Genomic DNA, 465 nt, shown 5'->3' with positions numbered 1-465 from the left:
ATTTGGTTCCTGCCATCACCAAGGGATAACATCGAGGGTAAGTTTAAGTTATTGTTGCCAAACCTGACAAGTTGATTGAAAGGATGACCCTTGCCATCCCCTGAATGGCAACTTGCACAGCTGGTACCAACAAACAAGGGACCAAGGCCTTTTTCAACGGTAAAAACATCATCATTGAAAGCAATATCGCCAGCTAAAAACAGTTGTTGCTCGCTTACGGACAATCCGTCCAATGGCCCGTCCAACAGCTCAAATTCCATAGGTTCTTCGGGGCCGAAATTTTCACAGCCAAGTAGAGCGATTAAGGACAGGCCAATAAAGAAATAAATGATTTTAGACATTACTATAATAATATTTATGCTAATATAATTATATTTTTAGATAAGTCTAAATATAGATGTAAAATTCTTCAATAAAGAAGTGGTTAAATCTTAAAAAGGTTTGTTGATTTAATTATGCAAATCC

At 37.0% G+C, this 465-nt stretch carries 1 protein-coding gene; it reads right to left on the bottom strand.

All coding sequences use genetic code 11. The features are described 5' to 3' along the window. Positions 1-341, bottom strand: a 341-nt coding sequence (locus tag DYI25_RS22260; protein WP_213372943.1) for a di-heme oxidoredictase family protein, incomplete at its 3' end; no start/stop codon positions are given. Between the last annotated feature and the right edge of the window lie 124 nt (positions 342-465).

This window comes from Mesobacillus boroniphilus (assembly GCF_018424685.1).
Lineage (GTDB): Bacteria > Bacillota > Bacilli > Bacillales > Cytobacillaceae > Mesobacillus > Mesobacillus boroniphilus_A.
The sequence above is the reverse complement of the archived record's forward strand: the minus strand, read 5'-3'. Positions and strand labels throughout refer to the sequence as shown.